This window comes from Micromonospora sp. RV43 (assembly GCF_001029515.1).
Classification (GTDB): domain Bacteria; phylum Actinomycetota; class Actinomycetes; order Mycobacteriales; family Micromonosporaceae; genus Micromonospora; species Micromonospora aurantiaca.
Genome location: NZ_LEKG01000070.1, coordinates 27,409 through 34,581, shown reverse-complemented (window position 1 = coordinate 34,581; position 7,173 = coordinate 27,409). Strand labels below are relative to the sequence as shown.

Annotated in this window: 1 protein-coding gene (only partly in view); it reads right to left on the bottom strand. The window is 73.3% G+C overall.

Features of this window, described 5'->3' with window-relative positions; translation table 11 throughout:
• On the bottom strand, positions 1 to 7,173 hold part of the coding region annotated (locus ABD52_RS18220; protein ID WP_047892629.1) for an SDR family NAD(P)-dependent oxidoreductase (this coding region is incomplete at its 3' end). Its footprint extends 1,563 nt past the window's final position; 7,173 of 8,736 annotated nt are visible.

Below are 7,173 nucleotides of genomic sequence, written 5' to 3'. Positions count from 1 at the left end.
CTCGGGAGCCGGGGGCGGCTCCTCGACGATCAGGTGGGCGTTGGCCCCACCCGCGCCGAACGAGTTGATCATGGCTCGGCGCGGCACGCCGGGCCGAGCCGGCCACGGGACGGCCTCGCGGACCAGCGGGACGCCGGGGTGCGGGCGGTCGGTGGCGGGGGTCCCGACGATGGTGGCGTGCCGCATCTGCAACAGGACCTTGGTGAGCTGGGCCATCCCCGACGCGGCCTCGGCGTGGCCGATCACGGCTTTCAGCGAGCCGATGGGCGGGAGGTCGGTGAAAGCCCGTCGCAGCGCGGCGAGCTCCACCGGATCTCCGATGGCCGACCCGGTGGCGTGCGCCTCCACGTAGTCGATGGACCCGCTGTTCAAGCCCGCCTGCCGCAGCGCCTCGGTGATCAGCGTCGCCTCGGCGTCGGCGTCGGGCACGGCGTATCCCGTGGCGCCGCCGTCGGCGTTCAGGCGTGTCGCCACGACGCACCCGTGGACGCGGTCACCGTCGCGGACCGCGTCGGAAAGCCTCTTCAGCAGCACGACGCCGACCGCCTCGCCGGTGATCATGCCGTTCGCCTCGGCGTCGAAGACCCGGGGCCGGCCATCGGGTGACAGAATGCCCCCGCGGTTGAGCGCCTCGTCGTGGCTGGGGTGCAGGATGACGTTCGCCGCCCCGGCCAGCGCCGCCGCGCACTCGCCGTCACGCAGGCTGCGGACGGCGAGGTGGATGGCGGTCAGGGCCGACGAACAGGCGGTGTCGACCGCGATGCTGGGGCCGCGCAGACCGAAGCACTGCGACATCCGGTTGGGCAGGCTCCAGCGCGCGGACAGTACCGCCCCGCCGGGCCGGGCGGCGTCGTGCGAGGCGAGCTGCTCGTACTGCGTGTGCATGGCGCCGACGAACACCCCGACGTCCGTGCCCAAGCGGCGCCCGCCACCGCCGTCGCCGGTGGGCGGGTAGCCGGCGTCTTCCAGGGCTTCCCACGCCACCTGCAGGAGTTGGCGTTCGGCCGGCTCCATCCGGTGCGCCTCGACCGGGGAGATGCGGAACAGCAGCGGATCGAAGAGGTCGACGTCGGTGAGGTAGGCGCCCCACCGGTGGAAACCCCTCAGGTCGGGGGAACGGCCCGGGGGCACGTCGGTGATCATGGTGGCGCCGGCGCGCAGGGCCGTCCAGAACCCGTCGAGGCCGCTCGCACCGGGATAGCGTCCGGCCAGTCCGATGATGGCGATCGGTTCGTCTGCATGGGCTGGCGGGTCGACGGGCGCCTCCGGCCCCGCGGCAGACGCCGGCGGCATCGGCGGGGTGGACCGGTGACCGGCCACGGCGTCCGGGGTGCCGACCGGCGAGTCGGCGGGCTGTGCGCTGAGCAACCGCCCGGCGATGGCGTCGAGGGAGCCCTGCGTGGTGTGCGCGGGCAGCGGACCGAAGGTCCGTTCGAGACGCTCCAACAGTTCCATGAGCAGCAGCGAGTCCGCCCCGTAGGTGGAGAGGTCCGCACCGGTCTCGAGGTCCTCCTCGGGCACCCGCAGCACATCGGCGCAGATGCGGGTGAGCTCGCCGAGGATCTCGTCCCGTGCTCCACCGGCGCCTGGGGCGGCGGGCGCGCCCGGACGGTCCTCCGCCGCCGTGGTGGAGTCCGGCGCGACGGACTGGTCGGCGTGGTGCCGCCATCGGCCCTGCTCGGCGACGATGAGGTGCTGGGCGGTGCGCTCGTCGGGCCACCCGTTGACGGCGTGGTGTCGCACGCCCTGTAGGCCGGCGGTGGCCAGCACTGCGCTCCATCCGGCGGGGCTCAACAGCGGTGAGTGAGGCAGCCGCAGGTGCTGGTCCTCGGCCAGCCACCAGCCCTCGGTGAGACCAAAGATGAGGGTGACGCTGTCCAGCACGCGGGTGGCCTCGTTGAGCAGCAACACTCCCCCGGCGGCCAGCAGCCGCGCCACATGGTTCGTGGTCCGCTGGATGTCCGGGGTCGCGTGCAGCACGTTGGTGGCGATGACCAGGTCGTAACGACGCCCCGCGGGCGGCGGCTCGGTGATGTCGAGGACGTCGAAACGGGTCCACGGCTGCGCCCAGGCCCACCGTTGCCGCGCCTGGTGCACCAGGGCCGGCGAGATGTCCGTGAAGTCGTAGGTCAACCTCTCCGCCCGGTCGCGCAGGGTCCGCAGGACCAGGTCGCTGGTGCCGCCGGTGCCGGCCCCGATCTCCAGGATCCGCAGGGGCGCGTCGCTTGCGGACAGTCGTGCGGTGACGAACGCGTCGGCCGCCCGGGCGGTGAGCGTGTTGAAGTGCCGCACCCTTGGGTCGCCGGCGTAGATGGCGGCCATCCGTTCGTGCGAGCCCTTGGGGAAGAGCACGTCCAGACCTCGACGGCGGCCGGCCAGCACGTCCGGTAGCGCGGCGGCGCAGTCGTCGATCAACGCCAAGGTCGCTTCGGCACCGGGGAAGCGTCGCAGGATGGCGTCGCGGTCCTCCGCGGCGGCCGCGCCGTCCGGGCCGGGCGGCGCGGCGCCGCCGGTCAGCAGCCCGCCCTGGCCCAGTGCCTGGAGCACGGCGTGGTACAGGCGTGCCCAGCTCTGCGGGCCGTCGAAGGGCCACGCCGGCCCGCCGCCGTCGACGAGGACGCCGTCGCCGGGCAGCGTGCCGGCGTCGCGCAGCGACCGGTACATGCGGAGGCGGCTGTAGGCGTCGAGGACACCGAGGTAATCCGGAGGGAACGGTTCCGGCGTGCGGTCGAGATGCTCCGTCAGAGCGTGTCGGATCGCACGTAGGGCGGACGGCCCGGGGGGCAGCCCCTCGTGCCGCACCCCGTCGTTGACCGGGGTGGCGGCGGCGAGGGCGGCGGCGCGCACCGGGACGACGTGGTCCGCGCCGCCACGCACGATGGTTTCGAAGACCTGGACCCCCTCGGCATCGGAGAGCGACCCCACCCCGGCCCGCGACATGCGTTCGCGGTAGTCCTCGCCGGCGACCGCGCCGTGTTCCCCCCAGTAACCCCAGTCGATCACCTGGACTGGCAGGTGGTGGCGGGCGGCGAAGTAGAGGCCGAGCGCGTCCTGCACGGTGGAACCGGCGGCGTAGTTGGCCTGCCCGGGGTTGCCGGTGTGCGCGATGGCCGACGAGAACAGCGCGACGAAGTCGAGGTTCTCAGCCGCCAGCGCCGCGCACAGGGCCGCCGTTCCCAGTGCCTTCGGGGCGTAGGCGGCATCGAAGGTAGCCGTGTCCATCTGGGCCAGCGTCCGATCGGCCAGAACGAACGCGGTGTGAATCACGCCGTCGATGCCGCCGTGCTCGGCGTGCATCGCGGCGACGACCGCACGCATCTCGTCGACGCGGGTCACGTCGGCCTGCAGGTAGCGCACCTGGGCACCCGCGGCGCGCAGGCTCTCGAGCTGTCCGGGAGGCAGGTCCGGCTCCCGGCGGCGACCGACGATCGTCAACCGGGCCCGGTAACCGGCGAGCTGGGTGGCGATGGTCTGTCCCAGACCCCCGCAGCCGCCGATAAGCAGGTAGCGGCCCTGCTGCCGCAGCCCCGGCAGCGCCTCGGACGGGGCCGGCGGAACGGCGCGTACCAGCGTCTTCTCGAGCCGGACGCCGCCGCGCCATGCCACCTCGGTCATCGGCTGGGTGGCCGGCTCGGCGGCGAGGCGATACCGGACGGCGATCCAGTCGCCGCCGGCGGCACCGAGTTCCAGGTCCAACCGATCGAGGTCGACGCAGACGGTTTCGACGAACGGCAGCTCCCTCGAGATGGTCCGGGCCAGTCCGTGCAGGGCGGCGGCGAGTGGGTTGCCGACAGCCGTGGCCGGATCCGTCTGCTGGGCGTCACTGGTGACGACGACGAGCCGGATGTCACGCTGACGGCTTGCGGCCAGCGCGCGCGCCACGGCGAGCAGAGCATGCGGCCCGGTGCGACACGACCGGACGAGGTGGTCGGGGTCGGCGGGATCGTACCAACGGTCGTCGACCCCGCCGAGGAAGTAGATGGTGGCCGGGCCCGAGATCCCGCCGGGATCGAACCCGTCATCCAGGCCGATCCGGCGCGCCCCCGGGTACGCGGCGGCGAGCGCGGCCCCGAGGCCGTAGTCATGACGGGTGCTGAGCACCAGCACGGGTTCCGAGGTGGCACGTCGGACGGGGCCGGCCGGCCGGATCTGCCAGGCCGGGCGGTGGTACGGCACGGGCGCCGGTCGGCGCAGGACCCGCAGCCCGGTGACGGCCAGCACGCCCCGGCCCTGACCGTCGCACATCAGCACATCGAACGTGGCGACGCCACGCTCCGGATCCAGACCGGTACGTCGCGCGTGTGCCCAGCGGATGGCGCTCGACGGACCGTACACGTCGATGCGCGCGGCTGCCGCGGGAACGGTGAGATCGTGGGCGTCCTCAGGCAGCGCACCGTGCACGGTGTGCAGGGCGGCGTCCAGGACGCCGGGATCCAGCGGCCAGCCCTCGTCGGTGTCGTCCCGCTCGCCGGCCGAGGGCTGGTCCAGAGCGGCGAGCGCCTCGCCGTCGCCCCCGTACAGCGTCCGCACCCGCCGGTACCGGGGCCCATACTCCATGTGGTGGGCCACGGCCTGCCGGTAGAGCGTCTCGGCGTCGGTCTGTCGCGGGCACCGTGACCGCACGGCGTCGAGGTCGCACGACGCGCCGTCCGGTTGCGGGTCGGTACGCATCGTGAACGTGGAATGGACGACGGTGTCCGCACCGGTGCCGCTGCGGACCTCTGCCGACAACCGCCCACCGACGGGGCGGACCCGCACCGCGCAGGAGCGACCGTCGACGTCGAGGGGAACCCGCCAGCGGACGTCGTCGACCACGGTGACCGGGGCTCCGGCGTGGTGGCCGGCGGCGGACAACGCCAGGGCGAGCTGCGCGACGCCGGCGAGGAGCGGACGGCCGGCGATCAGGTGATCGGCCACCACCGGTGACCGTCGGTCCAGGCGTACCTCGAACAGGGATCCGTCCGCCTCACCGGGCACCGGCACGAGGTGCGCCGGTAGGACAGGCCCCGCGTGGGACGAGGGCGCGTCGACGACGACCGGCCAGTGTTCCGGGCCCTCGAAGGGATACGCCGGCAGCGGAACCGAGCGCGGTGGACGGGACCGGGGTACCCGCTGCCAGTCGACGCTGGCGCCACCGACCCACCAGGCGGCGAGCGTGTCCCACCGTCGTGACGACAACACCTCGTCGGCCTCGGCGGGCTCCAACCTCGCGGTCTTCCCGTCAGGCACGTGCCCGTACCGCACCTGCTCGGGCTGCTCGTCGCCGTACCACCGCCTCAGGCGATCACGAAGCTCGGCCACGGAGGAGGCGCGGACCGCCAGGCGGTGGGCGAGCGCCTGACGGCCGACCTGCAGGGTGTACGCGATGTCGCCGAGCCGGCCGGTGAGCGCCGGGTCGCCGAGCCGGGCGGCCAGCCGGTCGACGACGGCGGCGAGGCGGTCCCGGGTGTTCGCCGAAAGCACCACCAGTTCCTCGGCACGGTCCCCGCCGTTGCCGGGCGGCGGATCGGCGAGGTATTCCTCGACGACGACGTGTGCGTTGGCACCGCCGGCACCGAACGAACTGACTGCCGCCCGCCGGGGCACCCCCGGCCCGAGGGGCTGCCACGCCTCCCGGTGCCGCGGCAGCCGGAACGGGCTCGCGGCAAGGTCGATACGGGGGTTCGGCGGGTCACTGTGCAGCGTCGGCACCAGTTCCCGATGCCGCAGTTGCAGCAGCACCTTGGTCAGGCCGGCGATGCCCGCGGCGGCCTCGGCGTGGCCGATGCTGGGCTTCACCGACCCGAGTACGCAGTACTGTCGCCGCCCGCCGGGATCGGCGAAGACGCGGCAGAGCCCGTCGAACTCGATCGGGTCGCCCAGCTCGGTGCCGGTCCCGTGCGCCTCCACATAACTGACCGTTGCGGGCTCCACACCGGCGCGGCCCAGCGCGGCCGAGACCACCTCGGCCTGCGCGCGGGGACTCGGGACGGTGTAGCCGTTCGTCCGGCCGCCGTGGTTGACGGCCGTGCCGAGGATGACGGCGTATACGTGGTCACCGTCGGCGATGGCGTCGGCCAGCGGTTTGAGCAGGACCGCGCCGATTCCCTCGCCGGGGACGAAGCCGTCGGCGTCGGCACCGAAGGCGCGTAGCTTGCCGTCGCGCGAGATCATCCTTTGTTCGGCGAGCATGGCGAACTTGCTCGGATGCAGATTGAGGTAGGCGCCCCCGGCGACGGCCACCCGGCAGTCGCCATGCCGCAGGCCCTCGCAGGCGACGTGCAGGGCGGTCAGTGATGCCGAGCAGGCCGTGTCGATCACCATGCTCGGCCCGTGCGCGTCGAGGAGGTACGACAGCCGGTTGGCGAGGGAGAAGTCCATCGAGTGGGCGGAGACCGGATTGCCCCTACCCCACTGGTCGGCACCGATCAGCTGGTAGCCCAGCCCGGTGGTGCCGACGTACACGCCGATGGCGTGGCCGCCGCCGGCCGCCGCGGCGCGCTGCAGGCGTTGGGGGGTGTACCCGCCGTCCTCGATGGCCGACCAGGCGACTTCGAGGAAGAGCCGCTCGGCCGGATCCATGCGCTGGGCCTCGCGAGGGGCGATGGCGAAGAACAACGAGTCGAAGCGGCGTACGTCGTCGATGAACCCGCCCCAGCGCCCGTAGCTGGTACCGGGTCGCCGGTCGACACCGAAGTAGCGGTGGTGGTCCCAGCGGTCCGCCGGCACCTCGGTGATCGCGTCCCGGCCGTCGCGCAGCATGGTCCAGAACTCGTCGAGGTCCCGCGCGCCCGGGTACCGACCGGCCACACCGATGATCGCGATGCCCTCGGAGCCTGGTGTGGCAGACGCGGTATGAGCCGGACGGGTGCTGGTCGCCCGGGCCGGTGACGGTGCCACGGCCGCCGGTACGGGGTTGGCGGTGGTGGGAGTGGCGGAGGCGGTGAAGGCGGCCACGGCGGAGCGCAGCGGAGCGGGGAACGCCTCGGCGAGGTGACGGGCGAGTTCGCGGACGGTCCGGTACTCGAAGAAGAGTGTGGCGGGCAGCGGGCCCATCTTCTCCTCGAGCACCACGGCCAGGCGGCGGATGAGCACCGAATCCACGCCGATGGCGGAGAACTCCTGGTCCGCATCCAGCCGGTCGGGCGGAATCCGGGTCACGTCGCTGACGATGCCGACGAGGAAGCGCTCCAC